Origin of the sequence: Pseudomonas sp. RIT411 (genome assembly GCF_003057735.2) — a bacterium.
Taxonomy (GTDB): Bacteria; Pseudomonadota; Gammaproteobacteria; order Pseudomonadales; family Pseudomonadaceae; genus Chryseomonas; species Chryseomonas oryzihabitans.
This window is the reverse complement of sequence record NZ_QBIZ02000003.1, coordinates 286,936-302,397: the sequence shown is the minus strand read 5'-3', so window position 1 is coordinate 302,397 and position 15,462 is coordinate 286,936. Positions and strand designations below refer to the sequence as shown.

The window sequence follows — 15,462 nt, the reverse complement described above, 5'->3', positions numbered from 1 at the left end:
CGTGAAAGCTGTCGTTGCCATTGTGTTGTCTTTCTGCCTGGCCATGAATGTCTGGGGCGAAGAGAAGAAGGAAGGGAAGGAAGGCGAGGCGCCCAAGACCGAGTTCTACAACCTGACCCCGGCGCTGGTCGGCAACTATGGCAGCGGTCCCAAGCTCAAGTACTACAAGGCCGACATCGCCCTGATGATGACCGGCAAGGAAGCCAAGGATAAGGTCGAGTTCCACGAGCCGCTGCTGCGCAATCAGCTGGTGATGCTCTTCGCCCAGCAGACCGATGAGACCCTGGCGGGCGTGGAAGCCCGCGAGAAGCTGCGTCAGGAGGCCCTCAAGCAGGTGCAGAGCGTCCTGACCCAGGAGGAGGGCAAGCCCTTGGTGGAAGACCTGCTGTTCAACAACCTGATCATCCAGCCCTGAAGCCAGCGCTCAGCCGCGGGCCGCGGCGACGATCGCCGCCCATTCCGCCGCGCTGACCGGCATCACCGAGAGGCGGTTGCCCTTGCGCAGCAGGGCGAAGTCGGCGAGTGCCGGCAGCTGGCGCAGGCGCGGCAGGGTCAGCACCCGCGGAAAGGCCTCGACGAAGGCGACCTGGCGCGCCGTCCAGGGGTTGTCTGAGACACTGGCCTTGGGCGCATGATACGGACTTTCGGGATCCAGGGCGGTGGGATCCGCGAAGGCTTCGCCGACGATGCGGCCGATGCCGGCAATGCCGGGTTCGGCGCAACTCGAATGGTGAAAGAAGAACAGCTCGTCGGGCGCCATGGCGCGCAGGAAGTTGCGCGCCTGGTAGTTGCGTACCCCGTCCCAGCGCGCCTGGCCCAGGCGTTCCAGGTCGGCCAGCGAGAATTCATCGGGCTCGGATTTCAACAGCCAGCAGGCCACGGTTCGTCTCCTGACGAATGGAGGCTCGGGAGCTTCCAGGAAAGGGTCTGGTCGATTGCAAGGGGCGACCGCTTGTCGCAGAATGCCGCGCATTCCGGATGTAGTCTGATCGTACGCGCTGAGCATAACAGGGCGACGTCCTGTCCTGCCCAAAGGTGCCAGCAAGGGGGTGGCCCAGCTCGATGAAACGCAAACCTGATCTGTTGTGGGTGCTGGTCCTGATCTTTACCCTGGGTGTCGTCACCACCGGGTACACCCAGAGCTTCTGGGAGCAGCGCCAGAGCCAGCAATACGCCCGCTATGCCAGCGACACTCAGCCGGCGCGGGAAGTCTCGCCCGTACGCTGAGCGTACCAGCCGTCATCGCTCACCACGGCCGCCATGGGCACGTCCCAGGCCGCCAGTGCCAGCCGCTCCACCTTCTGACATTCATGGGCACAGCCGATCAGCTGCGGGCTGTGCCATTGCCGCCGGCGCGCCAGATAGGCCAGGTTGCGGTCGTAGAAGCCCTTGCCCATGCCCAGGCGTCCGCCCTGGGGATCGAAACCCACCAGTGGCATCAGAATCAGGTCCAGGGCCCAGGTCGGGCGACCCAGGCGCCGATCCGGGCGCGGCTCGGCGATGCCGAACCTATTGCGCACCCAGGATTCGCCACGACCCACGCGCTGAAAGATCATCGCCGTCCGCGGCCAGCGGGACAGCACCGGCAGGTAGGTGGCCTTGCCGCGGCGCTGGGCTTCCTCGAGCAGCGGACGCGGATCGATCTCGCCATCGCTGGGCAGGTAGAAGGCGATGTGCCGGGCACGGCGAAACAGCGGATGCTGCGCGAGCTGCCGATAGAGCTGGCGGGCGGCCTGGCGTTGCTGAACAGGGGTGAGGGCGCGACGTCGCTGGCGGAGGAGCTTGCGCAGCGCGGGCCTGCTGAGATCGGGAGAAGACAGGGTGGTCATGAAGGAAATGAGCTCTCCGGAATGCCGCTGCCGGTGTAGCCCTTGAACCCTTGGTTCAAGGTGGGAGAAGTCGTAGACCTTTAGGCTTTCCGCCGTAGCGGACATGCACACCAGTCTGACGAGCAACCCCCGGGGTGTTGCTTATCGGCTCGGGGACATGACCGACTGGCGCACACACCAGAGAGTGATCTCCAGTATACGCCCCTGAGCCGGGATGCAAACCCCCACCTGTCCCCGGTCGGCGATCAGGCGGTGGTGTCGTGTTCGGTGATCAGCGCCCGGTCGACGCGATCCAGCAGATCGCGAACCCGCTCGCGGGTGCTGCTGACTTCCAGGCTGACGTCGTCCTGGCGGTGCAGCAGTTCGTGGGTGATGTTGAGGGCGGCCATCACGGCCACGCGGTCGGCGCCGATGACCTTGCCGCTGCCGCGGATCTCGCGCATCTTGCCGTCCAGGTAGCGAGCGGTGCTCTCCAGGTTGGCGCGCTCGTCAGCCGGGCAGCTGATGCGATATTCCTTTTCCAGTATCTGGACGGTCACGGTCTCGATGCTCATGAGTCCTGCTCCAAGGCTTTCAGGCGTAAAATCATCGCTTCGACCTTCGATCTGGCCAATTCGTTCTTCTCGATCAACTCGGCGCGCTCCTGGCGCCAGTTGCGCTCGCCCTGGCGCAGTTGTCGATTCTGCCGCTGCAATTCCTCGAGACGCAGGAGCAGGCGCTCCACACGGTCACCGAGGGCTTCCAGATCGGCGTCGAGGGGCGTGTCGCGAGACTCGCGCATGAGGGCTACAGCTCCAGAAGGGTGCAACGAGATTGGCCGCCGGCGGGGTCAGCGCGTAGGATAAGGCTTCATTCTAGCCAGCGCCTCACCTCGACGCCATGTCCAGCTCAGCATCCGCCTACGCCGCCTTCGCCACCCTGCTCGCCGAGGCCGCTCTGCCGGTCTCGCCCGCCGAACTCCACGGTCACCTGCTCGGGCGGGTCTGCGGGGGCGCGGGCTTCGACGAGAACGACTGGCTGGCCGCGGCCAGCGAGCTGCTCGGTGGCGCGCCGGGCGAGCGTCTGCAGGCGGCGCTCTCGGGGCTGCTGGGCATGGTGCAGCAGGAATTCGCCGGTCAGCAGGTGGCCCTGGTGCTGATGCTGCCGCCGGACGAGGTGCCGCTCGCCGAGCGCACCGCGGCCCTGGGCCAGTGGTGTCAGGGCTTCCTCGCCGGCTTCGGCCTGTCCGGCCGCACCGGCGAGGTCTCCGGCGAGGCGCGCGAGGTGCTCGAGGACCTGGCGGCCATCGCCCAGATCCAGGAGCCGGCCGAGGAAGGCGAAGAGGGCGAGAACGACTTCATGGAAGTCACCGAGTACCTGCGCGTCGCCCCGCTGCTGCTCTATGGCGAATACGGCCGCGGTCCCATTCCCGAACCCGCACCCGTGGTGCACTGAGCGGCCATGCCGCGGATCCACAAGGCCGAATTCGCCCGTCGCCGCCGCGCCCTGATGGCCGAGATCGGCCACGGCGGCATCGCCCTGCTGCCCGCCGCTCCGGTGTGCCTGCGCAATCGCGACATCGAACAACCCTATCGCCAGGACAGCGACTTCCAGTACCTCACCGGCTTTCCCGAACCCGAGGCCCTGGCCGTGCTGATTCCCGGCCGGGCCCACGGTGAATACCTGCTGTTCTGCCGCGAGCGGGACGCGGAGCTGGAGCGCTGGGAAGGCCGGCGCGCCGGTCAGGAAGGGGCACTGGCCGACTATGGCGCCGACGATGCCTTTCCCATCGGCGATCTGGACGACATCCTGCCCGGGCTGCTGGAGGGGCGCGAGCGGGTCTACTACGCCATGGGCGCCCATCCGGAATTCGAGCGGCAACTGCTCAACTGGATCGAACTGATCCGCGCCAAGGCCGACCAGGGCGCCTCGCCGCCGCGGGAGCTGCTGGCGCTGGATACCCTGTTGCACGACAGCCGGCTGTACAAGTCGGCCGCCGAGGTGCGTCTGCTCAAGGCCGCCGCCGAGCTGACCTGCGCCGCCCACCTGCGCGCCATCCAGGCCTGCCGACCGGGGCTGCGCGAGTATCACCTGGAGGCGGAGCTGGACTATTGCTTCCGCCAGGGCGGTGCCCGGCTGGCGGCCTATGGCTCCATCGTCGCCGCCGGGGCCAATGCCTGCGTCATGCACTACCAGGCGAACGATGCCCCTCTGCGCGACGGCGACCTGGTGCTGATCGATGCCGGCTGCGAGCTGGAATGCTATGCCAGCGACGTGACCCGCACCTTTCCGGTGAATGGCCGCTTCTCGCCGGAGCAGCGGCAGCTGTACGACATCGTGCTGGCCGCCAACCAGGCCGCCATCGCCTGCGTGGCGCCCGGCCGGCACTGGAACGAACCCCACGAAGCCACGGTCAGGGTGATCACCGAGGGGCTGCTCGCCCTGGGTCTGCTGCAGGGCGAACTGGATGCGCTGATCGAGGCCGGCGCCTGTCGTGAGTTCTACATGCACCGCGCCGGACACTGGCTGGGGCTGGACGTCCACGACGTCGGCGAATACCGCATCGGCGATCAGTGGCGGATGCTGGAGCCCGGCATGGTGCTGACCGTGGAGCCCGGACTCTACATCCCGGTGGAGGCCGAGGTGCCGCGCAAATGGCGCGGCCTGGGCATCCGCATCGAAGACGAGGTGCTGGTGACGCGCAGTGGTTGCGAGGTGCTGACCGCCGGCCTGCCCAAGGCGGCCGCGGAGATCGAAGGCTTGATGGCGGCCGCGCGCGACCGCCGGGAGAACGCTCATGCAACGTCCTGATATCGCCATCATCGGTGGCGGCCTGGTGGGCGCCAGTCTGGCCCTGGCCCTGCAGGCCGGCGCCAAGGCGCGCGGCTGGCGCATCCTGCTGGTGGAGCCCTTCGCCCCCGGCGACACCTATCAGCCCAGCTACGATGCCCGCTCCTCGGCGCTCTCCTACGGCTCGCGGCTGATCTACCAGCGCCTCGGCGTCTGGGACGCCCTGGCCGAGCATGCCGAGGCGATCCGCGAGATCCAGGTCTCCGACCAGGGCCGCTTCGGCGTGACCCAGCTGCTCGCCCGCGACGAGAACCTGCCAGCGCTGGGCTATGTGGTGGAGAACGCCTGGATCGGCCAGGTGCTCTGGCAGGCGCTGGATCGCGAGGTGGTGGAATGGCGCTGCCCGGCCGAGGTACGCACGCTCACCGCCGTTGCCGACGGCTATCGCCTGGAGCTGGAGGATGGCGACATCCTCGAATGCGGCCTGGCGGTACTGGCCGACGGCGGCCGCTCGGCGCTGCGCGAGTCCCTCGGCATCGAGGTGCGGCGGACGGTCTATGAGCAGACCGCGCTGATCGCCAACGTCTCGACCAATCTCGGCCATGGCGGCCGCGCCTTCGAGCGCTTCACGCCCCACGGCCCCCTGGCGCTGCTGCCCCTGCCGGGCCAGCGCAGCGCGCTGGTCTGGACCCAGCCGGACGGCGAGGCCCTGCGACTGCAACAGGCGCCCGCTGCCGTCTTTCTCGCCGAATTGCAGCAGGCGGTGGGCTATCGCCTCGGCAGCTTCACCCAGGTCGGCACCCGCCATGCATATCCGCTGACCCTGCTGGAAGCCAGCGAACAGGTCCGCCCGCACCTGGTGGTCCTGGGCAATGCCGCCCACAGCCTGCACCCCATCGCCGGCCAGGGTTTCAACCTGTCCCTGCGCGACGTCGACAGTCTGGCCGAGTGCCTGCTGGAGAGCGCCGCGGCGCCCGGCGACTTCGCCACCCTGCAGGACTACCTGCAGCGCCAGCGCCTGGACCAGCAGCTGACCATCGGCTTTTCCGATCGCATCACCCGGCTGTTTTCCAACAGCCGGCCCTGGCTCAGTGCCGGGCGCAACCTGGGCCTGGTCGGCCTGGAGCTGTGCCCGCCGGCCAAGAGTGCCTTCGCCCGCCAGGCCATGGGCCTGGGTACCCGTCCCTGACCTGCGAGGAGAAACGAGCATGCTGACCCATGCGGATCTGGTGATCGTCGGTGCCGGCATGGTCGGCAGCGCCCTGGCCCTGGCCCTGGCCGACAGCGGCCTGTCGGTGGTGCTGCTCGACCGCGGCCCGCTCACCCCCGGCGCGGTCGAAAGCGACCTGCCCTTCGAACCCCGGGTCAGCGCCCTGTCGCTGGCCAGCCAGCGCATCCTGCAGCGCCTGGGCGCCTGGGACGGCATCCTCGCGCGGCGTGTCAGTCCCTACCAGGCGATGCACGTATGGGACGGCTCCGGCACCGGCGCCGTGCATTTCGATGCCGCCAGCGTGCACGCCGAGGTGCTCGGCCACATCGTCGAGAATCGCGTGGTGCAGGATGCTCTGCTCGAACGCCTGGCCGAGGCCAACGTCCTGCTCCTGCCCGAGGCGCGCCTGGAATTGCTGCGTCGCTCCGGTGATCAGTGGCTGGTGCAGCTGGCCGGCGACCGCCAGATCCGCGCGCCCCTGGTGGTGGCTGCCGATGGCGCCAACTCCGCCGTGCGCCGTCTGGCCGGGCTGGAAACCCGCGAGTGGGACTATCTGCACCATGCCATCGTCACCAGCGTGCGCTGCGCCGAATCGCACCAGCGCACCGCCTGGCAAAGATTCACCGATGACGGCCCGCTGGCCTTCCTGCCGCTGGATCGCGGTGGCGATACCCGCTGGTGCTCCATCGTCTGGTCCTGCACGCCCAAGCAGGGCGAGCGGCTGATGGCGCTGGACGACGCGGCCTTCTGTCAGGCCCTGGGCGAGGCCTTCGAGCAGCGCCTGGGCAAGGTGGAGTGCAGCGACACACGGCTGTGCATCCCGCTGCGCCAGCGCCATGCCAAGCGCTATGTGGAACCCGGTCTGGCCCTGATCGGCGATGCCGCCCACGTCATCCACCCGCTGGCCGGGCAGGGCGTCAATCTGGGCTTTCTCGATGCCGCGGTGCTGGCCGAGGAACTGCGCCATGCCCAGGCGCGCGGCGAATCCATCGCCGAACAGCGGGTGCTGGAGCGCTACGAGCGCCGCCGCATGCCGCACAACCTGGCGATGATGGCGGCGATGGAAGGCTTCCAGCGGCTGTTCCAGGACGACCGCCTGCCGCTGCGCTGGCTGCGCAATGCCGCGCTCAAGCAGGTCGATCGCCATTTCGAAGCCAAGGCCCTGTTCGTGCGCCGCGCCCTGGGCCTGTCCGGCGATGTGCCGGAATTGGCCCGGGTGGTGGCCTAAGAAGCGGGTGCTAATCAGGTAGCAATGTTTTCCGAACGGAGAGCATGGTCAGGGCTTCTCTGTGGGTTTCGATGCCTCGGGAAGTCTGACCAAGACAGGCTCTGCGATCGCGGATAGCCAACGTGCATGTTCCGCTATGAATTCAGCCATTTTGCCCGTGGCCACTGCCGTCCATGCGTCTGCATTGCCAGCCCAAACACCATGCCGACGAAAGTAGCTGTACCAGGTCCATGACTCATAATGCGCCGAGGTGGAGAGGTCAGGGTTATTCGGCTGCGCTTGGCTTAAGCGCTCAAAAAGAATGGAAGTTTCCGGTCCTTCAAGCTGGGAGTAGAGGGCGCAGAAGAAATCCGCATAGATTTTTTCAAAACCAAAGACAATTTTTTGTCGTGTCCAATCTTCTTTGAAGATACTCAAGAAGTGGTTGCGGTCTTTCAGATTTAGTTCGATAAGGAAGCCGTCTGGTGTGAGGCGTTCCTGTAGCTCCGTATGAAGATTTTCAATGAGCTGTTTTTCGATGAGCTCTCGAGAGTAAATCAGTTTGAATGCGGCTTCGGCCAGCTCGGGTGACGATGTTATGCAATCGACTATAAGATTCTGCTCGCCCATGTCCTTTACTCCGAGAAAGTTCTTTTTTAGATAAAGAATCATGTCTGTCAAGAAGCTGCGTACCCGCTCAGAGTCGCAGACTCTGCGTGCTTTATCGATCCACTCAACGAGGTCGGCGTAGCTGCCTACGATGAGATGTCCTTTTTCCATTGCCGCCTGCGATTTTTCTTTACTGATTGAGGCCACGGAAGGGGTTCGACCAGTTTCTGCAGTAAGGTAGAGGAGCTGATGGCGTTCTCCGTACTTTGCTTGCAGATGAGATAGGTAATCGCTTATTTGATCGGCTTGATCTGCTGCATATAGTTTGTTCTCTATGCCCAGTCCGAAGCCACTCGCTGAAATTTCTATGTCAATTCTGCGCTTTGAATTATCAGGCAAATGAGAAGTGGACTGTTCAGTCTTGACGTGTGCTCGCTCCCAGTCAGCTGATTCGGTGATGCCGAAGTGCTCGATAAACAGCCTGAGAAAGCTGCTGCCTTGGGCATGGTTGCCGTGGGGGTCCAAAAGCGAAGCGAGAATTCTGGAGAATCCATTCTCGTCAAATCTCATGAAGTTGAAAGCGGAAAAATCTGGCGATAGCTGACGCTGATAAAGTCGATTGGTGCGCTGTAAAAGGCGTAATTGGCCTGAAAGGTTTTCTAGTAATTGGCGCTGTTTATCGAACATGACCCATTCACCTTCAGTTACCAACGTAGTGATCCAACCTTGGCCAAGCGGATGAATCGCTACGTGCTTTGCTGATTCAAGTGCCGCTAAGGCGCTACGTACGCGATGGTAGCCCCACTTCAAGCGCCTCTGTATCGCAGATATCCCGAGAGGCTTGCGGGTCTTCGAAAGCAAATGCGATAGGCGTGCTTCATCATCAGTAGCAGTGTGCATGGCTAGTCCCTCTGGCAGGTGAGGGTGTAGCCCTTTGAAGGGCAGCTCTGCGACAGCAATTCGAAAATTTATATAGCTACGCCGCGAGCTACCAATAATAGAAGGTCTAAGGGGGTGGACCTTCAGCCACCTGCAGCGGCCAGCTCCAGCACCTGCTGCCGCCAGGTGGCCTCGCGGGGCAGGGCGAGGAAGTGCGGATTGAGAAAGGACTCGCGCATCTCGTAGGTGAGGGGCTGGCCGTCCAGGGTCAGGACCTCGCCGCCGGCGCCTTCCAGCACGCCCTGGGCGGCGGCGGTGTCCCACTGGGAGGTGGGGGCGAGCCGGGGATAGAAGTCGGCCAGGCCTTCGGCCAGGAGGCAGAACTTGAGCGAGCTGCCGACGCTGACCAGCTTGGGTTCGCCCAGGGTGGTGCCCAGTTCTTCCAGCAGCCGCTGCTGCGCCGGACTGCCGTGACGGCGACTGGCGACCACGGTGAAGGCTTCTTCCAGTTGGGTGCGCACGCCGATCTCGACGCCGTCCTCGCCCTGGATGCGGAAGGCGCCCAGTTCGCGGCCGCCGCTGAAGCAGACGTCCCGGGTAGGGATGCCGACCACGCCGAAGATCACCTGGCCGCGCTCGACCAGGGCCACGTTGACGGTGAATTCCTCGCTGCCGTCGATGAATTCCTTGGTGCCGTCCAGGGGGTCGACCACCCACCAGACGTCCCAGGCGCTGCGCGCCGCGAAGGGGATGTCACAGGCTTCTTCCGACAGCACCGGGACGTCCGGGGTCAGCCGCGCCAGGCCTTCGGCCAGCACCCGGTGGGCGGCGAGGTCGGCGGCGGTCACCGGCGAGTCGTCGCTCTTCTGCCGCACCGCCACGCCCTGGCGCCAATGGGGCAGGATGGCCGCGCCGGCCTGGCGCACCAGGTCGACGACGTTGAGCACCAGCGGAGCGGTAATGGAAACGGGCGCCATCATGCCGGCAGTTCTCCGCGTTGGGTGAGCAGGTCGCGCACCAGGTAGAGGGCGGCCAGGGCGCGGCCTTCGGAAAAGCGCGGATTCTGCACCAGCTGCGACAGTTCGCGCAGGTCGACGCTGCTGACTTCCAGGGGCTCGGGTTCGTCGCCCGGCAGGCGCTCGGGATAGAGGTCGCGGGCCAGCACCACGTGGATGCGCTGGCTCATGTAGCCCGGGCTCAGCGACAGGGCGGTGAGGTATTCCAGCTGGCGCGCGCCAAAGCCGGCTTCTTCCTTGAGTTCGCGATTGGCGGCGTCGAGGATCTCTTCGCCCGGCTCCACCAGCCCCTTGGGCAGCGACAGTTCGTAGTCTTCCACGCCGCCGCAGTATTCCTCGATGAGCAGGGCGTGGGTGGCGTCCTGCAGGGCCACCACCATCACCGCGCCATGACCGGTGCCCTTGTTGGCCAGGCGCTCGTAGGTGCGTTCCTCGCCGTTGGCGAAGCGCAACTGCATCTCCTCGACGGTGAACAGACGGCTCTTGGCCACGATCTGTCGGGCGAGAACAGTGGGTTTCTGGCGCATGGACGGCTCCTGGGCTGGGCGGACGGGTATGATAACCCGCCTGTTACATGATCCGGAGTCACCATGACCCCTCTCGACTGGAGCCGTATCGATACCGTGTTGCTGGACATGGACGGCACCCTGCTCGATCTGCATTTCGACAACCATTTCTGGCTGGAGTACCTGCCGCAGCGCTATGCCGAGCGCCACGGCCAGTCCCTGGCGCTGGCCAAGGCCGAGCTGGAGCCGCTGTTTCGTAGCCACCAGGGCAAGCTGACCTGGTACTGCCTGGACTTCTGGAGCGCCGAGCTGGGCTTTTCCATGCGCGAACTCAAGGAGGAGATCGCTCACCTGATCGCCCTGCGGCCGGACGCCGACACCTTTCTCGCCGCCCTGCAACGCGCCGGCAAGCGGGTGGCGCTGATCACCAACGCCCACCGCGATTCCCTGTCGCTGAAGCTGGAGCGCATCGAGCTGGCGCCCTATTTCGACCGGCTGATCAGCTCCCACGACTACGGCTTCCCCAAGGAAGAACAGCAGTTCTGGCACGCCCTGCAGGCCGACTTCGCCTTCGATCCGGCGCGTACCCTGTTCATCGACGACAACCTGCCGATCCTGCGCAGCGCCCGCGACTATGGCGTCGCCCACCTGCTGGCGATCCACGAGCCGGACAGCCGGCGCGGTCCCAAGGACAGCGAGGAGTTCGAGGCGGTGCGGGATTATCGCGAGCTGCTGCCGCAGTGAGGATTGCCGCCGTCCTGGCGACCCTCACCCCGGCCCTCTCCCGGGGGGAGAGGGGGCAGAGCGCCCGGAGGTAATCAGTGGATATCAAGCAACTGCGTTTTCTCATCGCCCTGGACGAGACGCGTCACTTCGGCCAGGCGGCGGCGCGCTGCCACGTCACCCAGCCGACCCTGTCCATGCGCCTGCGTGGCCTGGAAGACGAGCTGGGGGTGGAACTGGTGCGTCGCGGGCAGCGCTTCGAGGGATTCACCGAGGCGGGGCAGCGCATCCTCGCCTGGGCGCGCACCCTGATGGCCGCCCATGACGGTCTCTATGCCGAGGCCCAGGCCTTCCAGGGGCAACTGGTGGGCACCCTGAGGGTCGGCCTGGTACCGCTGGCCAGCTTCGATCCCATGCCGCTGCTGCAGCACCTGCGCCTGCTGCACCCCAAGCTGCATTTCCAGCTGCAGGTGCTCAGCACCGAGCGCATCCTCGAAGCCGTGGCCAGCAATCGCCTGGAGCTGGGCATCTCCTACCTGGAACACCTGGATCCGGCGCGCTTCGACAGCCTGACCCTGACCGAGACGCGCATGGGCCTGCTCTATGACGAGCGCCATTTCAGCTTCGACCAGGCCGCGCTGGACTGGCAGGCGGTGGCCGGCTTGCCGCTCGGCCTGCTTACCGGCGCCATGCATTTTCGCCAGTCGGTGGACCATGGCTTTCGCAGCCTGGGGCTGACGCCACAGCCGGTGCTGGAGACCGACGCCGTCTATCTGCTCTTGCAGGCGGTCAATGCCGGTCTCTGCTGCGCCGTGGTGCCCCTGGCCGGCGGTTTCGATCGGCTCACCCCCCATGCGCGGCTGATCCCCATCGCCACGGCCCGCACCCTAGCGCCTCTGGGGCTGCTCATTCGTCGGACCGAACCCCGACTGGCGGTCGCCGATGCCTGTTTCCAGGCGGTCAAGGCGCTCTATGCCGAGAGTGATAGATAGCGTTTATCAAGGCATCGGTCATAGCGATTAGACGCCCCGGGATGTGCTGGTTAATCTTTGATCTGTGTCAAACCGCCGCAGGTCGTTTTCGCCCATGTCCCAGGATTCGCCAGACCTCGTTGCCGCGCCCCCCGCCGGCTATGCCTTCGCCGAGCTGGAGCAGCCTGCCGTGCGCGGCGAACAGCCGCTGGCCGAGGAGGTGGCGCTGGCCATCGCCTACAACGGCATCAGCCATGCGGTGATGATGGCGACGCCGGCCGACGTCGAAGACTACGTGGTCGGTTTCAGTCTCAGCGCCGGTATCGTCGATGCCATCGACGACATCTATGGCATCCAGGTGCGGCGCGTCGGCGAAGCCCTCAATGTCGACGTCGAGATCAGCAGCCGCACCTTCTGGGCGCTCAAGCAGCAGCGCCGCCAGCTGGCCGGCACCAGTGGCTGCGGCCTGTGCGGGGTCGAGGCCCTGGAACAGGCGCTGCCGCAGCTGGATCGCCTGCGCAAGGTGCCGCTGCCACCGGCCGCCCACCTGCACGACCTACGCCAGCGCATCGATGCCGCCCAGGACCTGGGCCAGCGCAGCGGCGCGGTGCACGCCGCGCTGTTCATCGACGGCCAGGGCGAACTGACCCTGTGCCGCGAGGACATCGGTCGCCACAACGCCCTGGACAAGCTGATCGGCGCCCTGTTGCGCCAGCGCCAGCCGGTGCGCGAGGGCTGCGTGGTGGTCACCAGCCGTTGCAGCCTCGAACTCATCCACAAGGCGGTGCGGGCCGGACTCGCCACCCTCATCACTCTGTCGGCGCCTACCGGGCTGGCCGTGGAGTGGGCGCGCCGTCATCGTCTCAATCTGATCCATCTGCCACACCGGTCGCCGCCGCGGGTCTATGCCCCGGCGCCGGTGGCCCCTTGATCCCACGGGAATCGCCATGAACAAACCTCAGCAGTCCTTCAAACCCTATCAAGGCCCCGCCGCCGGCTGGGGCGCCCTGAAGAGCGTGGTGCACTTCTGGCTCGACAGCGGCAACGCCTTCAAGAATCTGCGGACCCTGCTCAAGACCAACCAGGACCATGGCTTCGATTGCCCCGGCTGCGCCTGGGGCGAGGCCCCGGAAAACGGCCTGGTGAAGTTCTGCGAGAACGGCGCCAAGGCGGTCAACTGGGAAGCCACCAAGCGCCGCGTCGATGCCGCCTTCTTCGCTCGCCACAGCGTGACCTCGCTGCTGGAGCAGAGCGACTACTGGCTCGAATACCAGGGCCGGCTGACCGAGCCGCTGCGCTATGACGCGGCCACCGATCGCTATGTGCCCATCGCCTGGGACGCCGCCTTCGCGCTGATCGCCAAGGAGCTCAAGGCCCTGGCCAGTCCCGACGAAGCCGAGTTCTACACCTCGGGGCGCGCCAGCAACGAGGCGGCCTTCCTCTATCAGCTGTTCGTGCGCGCCTATGGCACCAACAACTTCCCCGACTGCTCGAACATGTGCCACGAGGCCAGCGGCGTCGGCCTGGGCCGCAGCATCGGCGTCGGCAAGGGCACCGTGACCTATCACGACCTGGACGAGGCGGATGCCATCTTCGTCATCGGCCAGAACCCCGGCACCAACCACCCGCGCATGATCGAGACCCTGCGCAACGCGGTGAAGCGCGGTGCCCAGGTGGTCTGCTTCAACCCGCTCAAGGAGCGGGGCCTGGAGCGCTTCCAGCACCCGCAAAGTCCGCTGGAGATGCTCACCAACGACTCGCGGCCGACCAACACCGCCTACTTCCGTCCGGCCCTGGGCGGCGACATGGCGGCGCTGCGCGGCATCGCCAAGTACCTCCTGCAGTGGGAGCGCGAAGCCGCTGCCAAGGGCGCCAAGCGGGTCTTCGACCACGATTTCATCGCCGCCCACACCCTGGGCATGGACGACTACCTGGCCCAGGTCGACGCCACCTCCTGGGAGCTGATCGAGCGCCAGTCGGGCTTGTCGCTGCACGAGATCGAGCAGGCCGCGCGCATGTATGCCCGCGCCGAGAAGGTCATCATCTGCTGGGCCATGGGCATCACCCAGCACCGCCACTCGGTGGCCACGGTGCAGGAGATCGCCAACCTGCAGCTGCTCTGCGGTCACATCGGCCGGCCCGGCGCCGGCCTCTGCCCGGTGCGCGGCCACAGCAACGTCCAGGGCGACCGCACCATGGGCATCGACGAGAAGGCCCCGGCCTGGCTCAGCGACGCCCTGGCCAGGCGCTTCGCCTTCGAGCCGCCACGCAATCGTGGTCACAACACCGTGGAAGCCATCGCCGCCATGGAGCAGGGCAAGGCCAAGGTGTTCATCGGCCTCGGCGGCAACTTCGCCCAGGCGACCCCGGACACCCCGCGCACCCACAGGGCGCTGCGCAAGTGCGACCTGACCGTGCATATCGCCACCAAGCTCAACCGCAGCCACCTGGTGACCGGTCGCCAGGCGCTGATCCTGCCCTGCCTGGGCCGCACCGAGATGGACGTGCAGAGGGGTGGCAAGCAGGCGATCACCGTGGAAGACAGCTTCAGCATGGTGCACGCCTCGGCCGGTATCCTGCGGCCGCTGTCGACGCAGATGAAGTCCGAGCCGGCCATCGTCGCCGGCCTGGCCAAGGCCACCCTGGGCAACCATCCGGTGGACTGGGACTGGCTGATCGAGGATTACGACCGCATCCGCGATCTGATCGCCGACGTCATTCCCGGCTTCCAGGACTTCAACGCGCGTCTCGCCGCACCCGGCGGTTTCTACCTGGGCAACAGGGCCGGACGCCGGGAGTGGAACACCCCCACCGGCAAGGCCAACTTCGCGGCCAATGCGCTGTTGCATGACCTCTTGCCGGATGCGGTCCGGCGCCAGGGCATCAAGCCCGACCTGATCCTGCAGACCATGAGATCCCACGACCAGTACAACACCACCATCTACAGCCTCGACGACCGCTATCGCGGCGTGAAGGGCCAGCGCGACGTGGTCTTCGTCAACCAGGCCGATCTGGATCGCCTGGGCGTGGCCGCCGGCGAGAAGGTGGATCTGGTCGCCCTGTGGGACGACGGCCTCGAACGCCGGGTCCGCGGCTTCACTGCGCTGCCGTTCGACATCCCGGTCGGCCAGGCAGCCGGCTACTACCCGGAGACCAATCCGCTGGTGCCCCTGGAAAGCTACGGCGAGGGCAGCTTCACGCCCACCTCCAAGTTCGTCGCCATCAAGGTCGAGAAGGCCAGCGCCGGCAACCGCATCGCCTCGGTGGCCTGACGCTCTCCCGGAAACGAAAAAAGCCGTCGTTAAGACGGCTTTTTTCATGGCGCTGCGCTGATCACTGCAGGGTGAAGAGCACCTTTACCTTGTCGGTGACCGCGGCCTTGTCCACGTAGCCGATGGCATCGGCTTCGCCGGCCACCTGGGCGACCACGGCGGCATCGCCGGCCACGCTGGGCAGCGGCTGGCCCTTGCCGGTGAACACCAGGCCCGACCAGTAGGACTTCAGCTGGGCTTCGTTCTTGTTGGCGACCTTGGCATAGAAGGCTTCCTTGGTGGCCGACCAGTCCTTCTGGTCGACGCCCTTCAGCGACTTGTCCTTGCCGAGGAAGATGTTGGCCACTTCCTCCTGGCCGGGTGTCTTGGCAGCGGCCGGATTGACGATCACGGCGACTTCGGCGTGGACCAGGCTGACGCTGAACAGTAGGGCGGCGCCGGTGAGCAGGCGGAGAGAACTCATGGGCGGAT

General features: G+C 66.0%; 18 protein-coding genes and 1 other RNA gene. 10 read left to right on the top strand and 9 right to left on the bottom strand.

Features of this window, described 5'->3' with window-relative positions:
• The first annotated feature begins 1 nt into the window (after position 1).
• The gene (locus DBY63_RS06740) at positions 2–415 is read left to right on the top strand and encodes a flagellar basal body-associated protein FliL (protein ID WP_027598192.1); all 414 of its coding nucleotides are present in this window, start codon (positions 2–4) and stop codon (positions 413–415) included.
• Positions 416–424: 9 nt separating this feature from the next.
• Here DBY63_RS06740 and DBY63_RS06735 read toward each other — a convergent pair whose 3' ends face one another.
• Positions 425–880 (bottom strand): EVE domain-containing protein, encoded by a 456-nt coding sequence (locus DBY63_RS06735; protein ID WP_077171340.1) that lies wholly within the window; start codon positions 878–880, stop codon positions 425–427.
• A 182-nt stretch (positions 881–1,062) separates the two neighbouring features.
• Between DBY63_RS06735 and DBY63_RS24975 the strand changes: the two genes are divergently transcribed.
• Entirely contained in the window at positions 1,063–1,227 is a 165-nt protein-coding gene (locus tag DBY63_RS24975; RefSeq protein WP_169742417.1) for a hypothetical protein, read from the top strand.
• Here DBY63_RS24975 and DBY63_RS06730 read toward each other — a convergent pair.
• From DBY63_RS06730 to DBY63_RS06715, 4 genes are all read right to left on the bottom strand, one after another.
• Entirely contained in the window at positions 1,194–1,829 is a 636-nt protein-coding gene (locus DBY63_RS06730; protein WP_077171382.1) for a 5-formyltetrahydrofolate cyclo-ligase, read from the bottom strand. The two genes, DBY63_RS24975 and DBY63_RS06730, sit on opposite strands and share 34 nt — an antisense overlap.
• Positions 1,830–1,838: 9 nt before the next feature.
• Positions 1,839–2,016: non-coding RNA, 6S RNA (gene ssrS, locus DBY63_RS06725), on the bottom strand.
• A 58-nt stretch (positions 2,017–2,074) separates the two neighbouring features.
• Positions 2,075–2,383, bottom strand: a complete 309-nt coding sequence (locus DBY63_RS06720; protein ID WP_007161335.1) for a cell division protein ZapA — start codon at positions 2,381–2,383, stop codon at positions 2,075–2,077.
• Entirely contained in the window at positions 2,380–2,610 is a 231-nt protein-coding gene (locus tag DBY63_RS06715) for a TIGR02449 family protein (protein WP_007161334.1), read from the bottom strand. The genes DBY63_RS06720 and DBY63_RS06715 overlap by 4 nt, the downstream gene beginning before the upstream one ends.
• A gap of 98 nt (positions 2,611–2,708) precedes the next feature.
• Between DBY63_RS06715 and DBY63_RS06710 the strand changes: the two genes are divergently transcribed.
• Genes DBY63_RS06710 through DBY63_RS06695 form a run of 4 tightly spaced genes read left to right on the top strand, consistent with a single transcriptional unit; the run spans position 2,709 to position 7,036 of the window.
• Positions 2,709–3,263, top strand: coding sequence for a UPF0149 family protein (locus tag DBY63_RS06710; protein ID WP_027598195.1), 555 nt, complete (start codon positions 2,709–2,711; stop codon positions 3,261–3,263).
• A gap of 6 nt (positions 3,264–3,269) precedes the next feature.
• Positions 3,270–4,619 carry a Xaa-Pro aminopeptidase gene (gene pepP / locus DBY63_RS06705; RefSeq protein WP_027598196.1) on the top strand — a complete coding sequence of 450 codons (1,350 nt, stop codon included), beginning with the start codon at positions 3,270–3,272 and terminating at the stop codon, positions 4,617–4,619.
• Complete coding sequence (gene ubiH / locus DBY63_RS06700; protein WP_108581527.1) at positions 4,606–5,787, top strand: 2-octaprenyl-6-methoxyphenyl hydroxylase; 1,182 nt, start codon at positions 4,606–4,608, stop codon at positions 5,785–5,787. The genes pepP and ubiH overlap by 14 nt, the downstream gene beginning before the upstream one ends.
• A 19-nt stretch (positions 5,788–5,806) precedes the next feature.
• The gene (locus DBY63_RS06695; protein WP_108581526.1) at positions 5,807–7,036 is read left to right on the top strand and encodes a 2-octaprenyl-3-methyl-6-methoxy-1,4-benzoquinol hydroxylase; all 1,230 of its coding nucleotides are present in this window, start codon (positions 5,807–5,809) and stop codon (positions 7,034–7,036) included.
• Between the two features lie 48 nt (positions 7,037–7,084).
• Here the strand turns inward: DBY63_RS06695 and DBY63_RS06690 are convergent, their stop codons facing one another.
• From DBY63_RS06690 to nudE, 3 genes are all read right to left on the bottom strand, one after another.
• Positions 7,085–8,524 (bottom strand): PD-(D/E)XK nuclease family protein, encoded by a 1,440-nt coding sequence (locus DBY63_RS06690; protein WP_108581525.1) that lies wholly within the window; start codon positions 8,522–8,524, stop codon positions 7,085–7,087.
• A gap of 122 nt (positions 8,525–8,646) precedes the next feature.
• A complete protein-coding gene (cysQ, locus tag DBY63_RS06685; RefSeq protein WP_108581524.1) occupies positions 8,647–9,483 on the bottom strand; it encodes a 3'(2'),5'-bisphosphate nucleotidase CysQ in 837 nt (278 codons plus the stop codon).
• Positions 9,480–10,046 carry an ADP compounds hydrolase NudE gene (gene nudE / locus DBY63_RS06680; protein WP_027598200.1) on the bottom strand — a complete coding sequence of 189 codons (567 nt, stop codon included), beginning with the start codon at positions 10,044–10,046 and terminating at the stop codon, positions 9,480–9,482. The genes cysQ and nudE overlap by 4 nt, the downstream gene beginning before the upstream one ends.
• A gap of 63 nt (positions 10,047–10,109) precedes the next feature.
• Between nudE and yrfG the strand changes: the two genes are divergently transcribed.
• The 4 genes from yrfG to DBY63_RS06660 all read left to right on the top strand — a co-directional run bounded on the left by yrfG (position 10,110) and on the right by DBY63_RS06660 (position 14,991).
• Entirely contained in the window at positions 10,110–10,769 is a 660-nt protein-coding gene (yrfG, locus tag DBY63_RS06675) for a GMP/IMP nucleotidase (protein ID WP_027600319.1), read from the top strand.
• Between the two features lie 77 nt (positions 10,770–10,846).
• The gene (locus tag DBY63_RS06670; protein WP_007161326.1) at positions 10,847–11,740 is read left to right on the top strand and encodes a LysR family transcriptional regulator; all 894 of its coding nucleotides are present in this window, start codon (positions 10,847–10,849) and stop codon (positions 11,738–11,740) included.
• A gap of 94 nt (positions 11,741–11,834) precedes the next feature.
• Entirely contained in the window at positions 11,835–12,650 is an 816-nt protein-coding gene (gene fdhD / locus DBY63_RS06665; protein WP_027598201.1) for a formate dehydrogenase accessory sulfurtransferase FdhD, read from the top strand.
• 16 nt (positions 12,651–12,666) lie between these two features.
• Complete coding sequence (locus DBY63_RS06660) at positions 12,667–14,991, top strand: FdhF/YdeP family oxidoreductase (RefSeq protein WP_108581523.1); 2,325 nt, start codon at positions 12,667–12,669, stop codon at positions 14,989–14,991.
• A gap of 61 nt (positions 14,992–15,052) precedes the next feature.
• Here DBY63_RS06660 and DBY63_RS06655 read toward each other — a convergent pair whose 3' ends face one another.
• Entirely contained in the window at positions 15,053–15,454 is a 402-nt protein-coding gene (locus DBY63_RS06655; protein WP_074583517.1) for a phosphate ABC transporter substrate-binding protein, read from the bottom strand.
• Positions 15,455–15,462: the final 8 nt, after the last annotated feature.

Excerpts from the sequence above, each read along its gene's own strand:
- DBY63_RS24975 (WP_169742417.1), top strand. The coding sequence starts at position 1,063 with ATGAAACGCAAACCTGATCTGTTGTGGGTGCTGGTCCTGATCTTTACC.
- DBY63_RS06730 (WP_077171382.1), bottom strand. The coding sequence starts at position 1,829 with ATGACCACCCTGTCTTCTCCCGATCTCAGCAGGCCCGCGCTGCGCAAG.
- DBY63_RS06720 (WP_007161335.1), bottom strand. The coding sequence starts at position 2,383 with ATGAGCATCGAGACCGTGACCGTCCAGATACTGGAAAAGGAATATCGC.
- DBY63_RS06715 (WP_007161334.1), bottom strand. The coding sequence starts at position 2,610 with ATGCGCGAGTCTCGCGACACGCCCCTCGACGCCGATCTGGAAGCCCTC.
- DBY63_RS06710 (WP_027598195.1), top strand. The coding sequence starts at position 2,709 with ATGTCCAGCTCAGCATCCGCCTACGCCGCCTTCGCCACCCTGCTCGCC.
- pepP (WP_027598196.1), top strand. The coding sequence starts at position 3,270 with ATGCCGCGGATCCACAAGGCCGAATTCGCCCGTCGCCGCCGCGCCCTG.
- ubiH (WP_108581527.1), top strand. The coding sequence starts at position 4,606 with ATGCAACGTCCTGATATCGCCATCATCGGTGGCGGCCTGGTGGGCGCC.
- DBY63_RS06695 (WP_108581526.1), top strand. The coding sequence starts at position 5,807 with ATGCTGACCCATGCGGATCTGGTGATCGTCGGTGCCGGCATGGTCGGC.
- DBY63_RS06690 (WP_108581525.1), bottom strand. The coding sequence starts at position 8,524 with ATGCACACTGCTACTGATGATGAAGCACGCCTATCGCATTTGCTTTCG.
- cysQ (WP_108581524.1), bottom strand. The coding sequence starts at position 9,483 with ATGATGGCGCCCGTTTCCATTACCGCTCCGCTGGTGCTCAACGTCGTC.
- nudE (WP_027598200.1), bottom strand. The coding sequence starts at position 10,046 with ATGCGCCAGAAACCCACTGTTCTCGCCCGACAGATCGTGGCCAAGAGC.
- yrfG (WP_027600319.1), top strand. The coding sequence starts at position 10,110 with ATGACCCCTCTCGACTGGAGCCGTATCGATACCGTGTTGCTGGACATG.
- fdhD (WP_027598201.1), top strand. The coding sequence starts at position 11,835 with ATGTCCCAGGATTCGCCAGACCTCGTTGCCGCGCCCCCCGCCGGCTAT.
- DBY63_RS06660 (WP_108581523.1), top strand. The coding sequence starts at position 12,667 with ATGAACAAACCTCAGCAGTCCTTCAAACCCTATCAAGGCCCCGCCGCC.
- DBY63_RS06655 (WP_074583517.1), bottom strand. The coding sequence starts at position 15,454 with ATGAGTTCTCTCCGCCTGCTCACCGGCGCCGCCCTACTGTTCAGCGTC.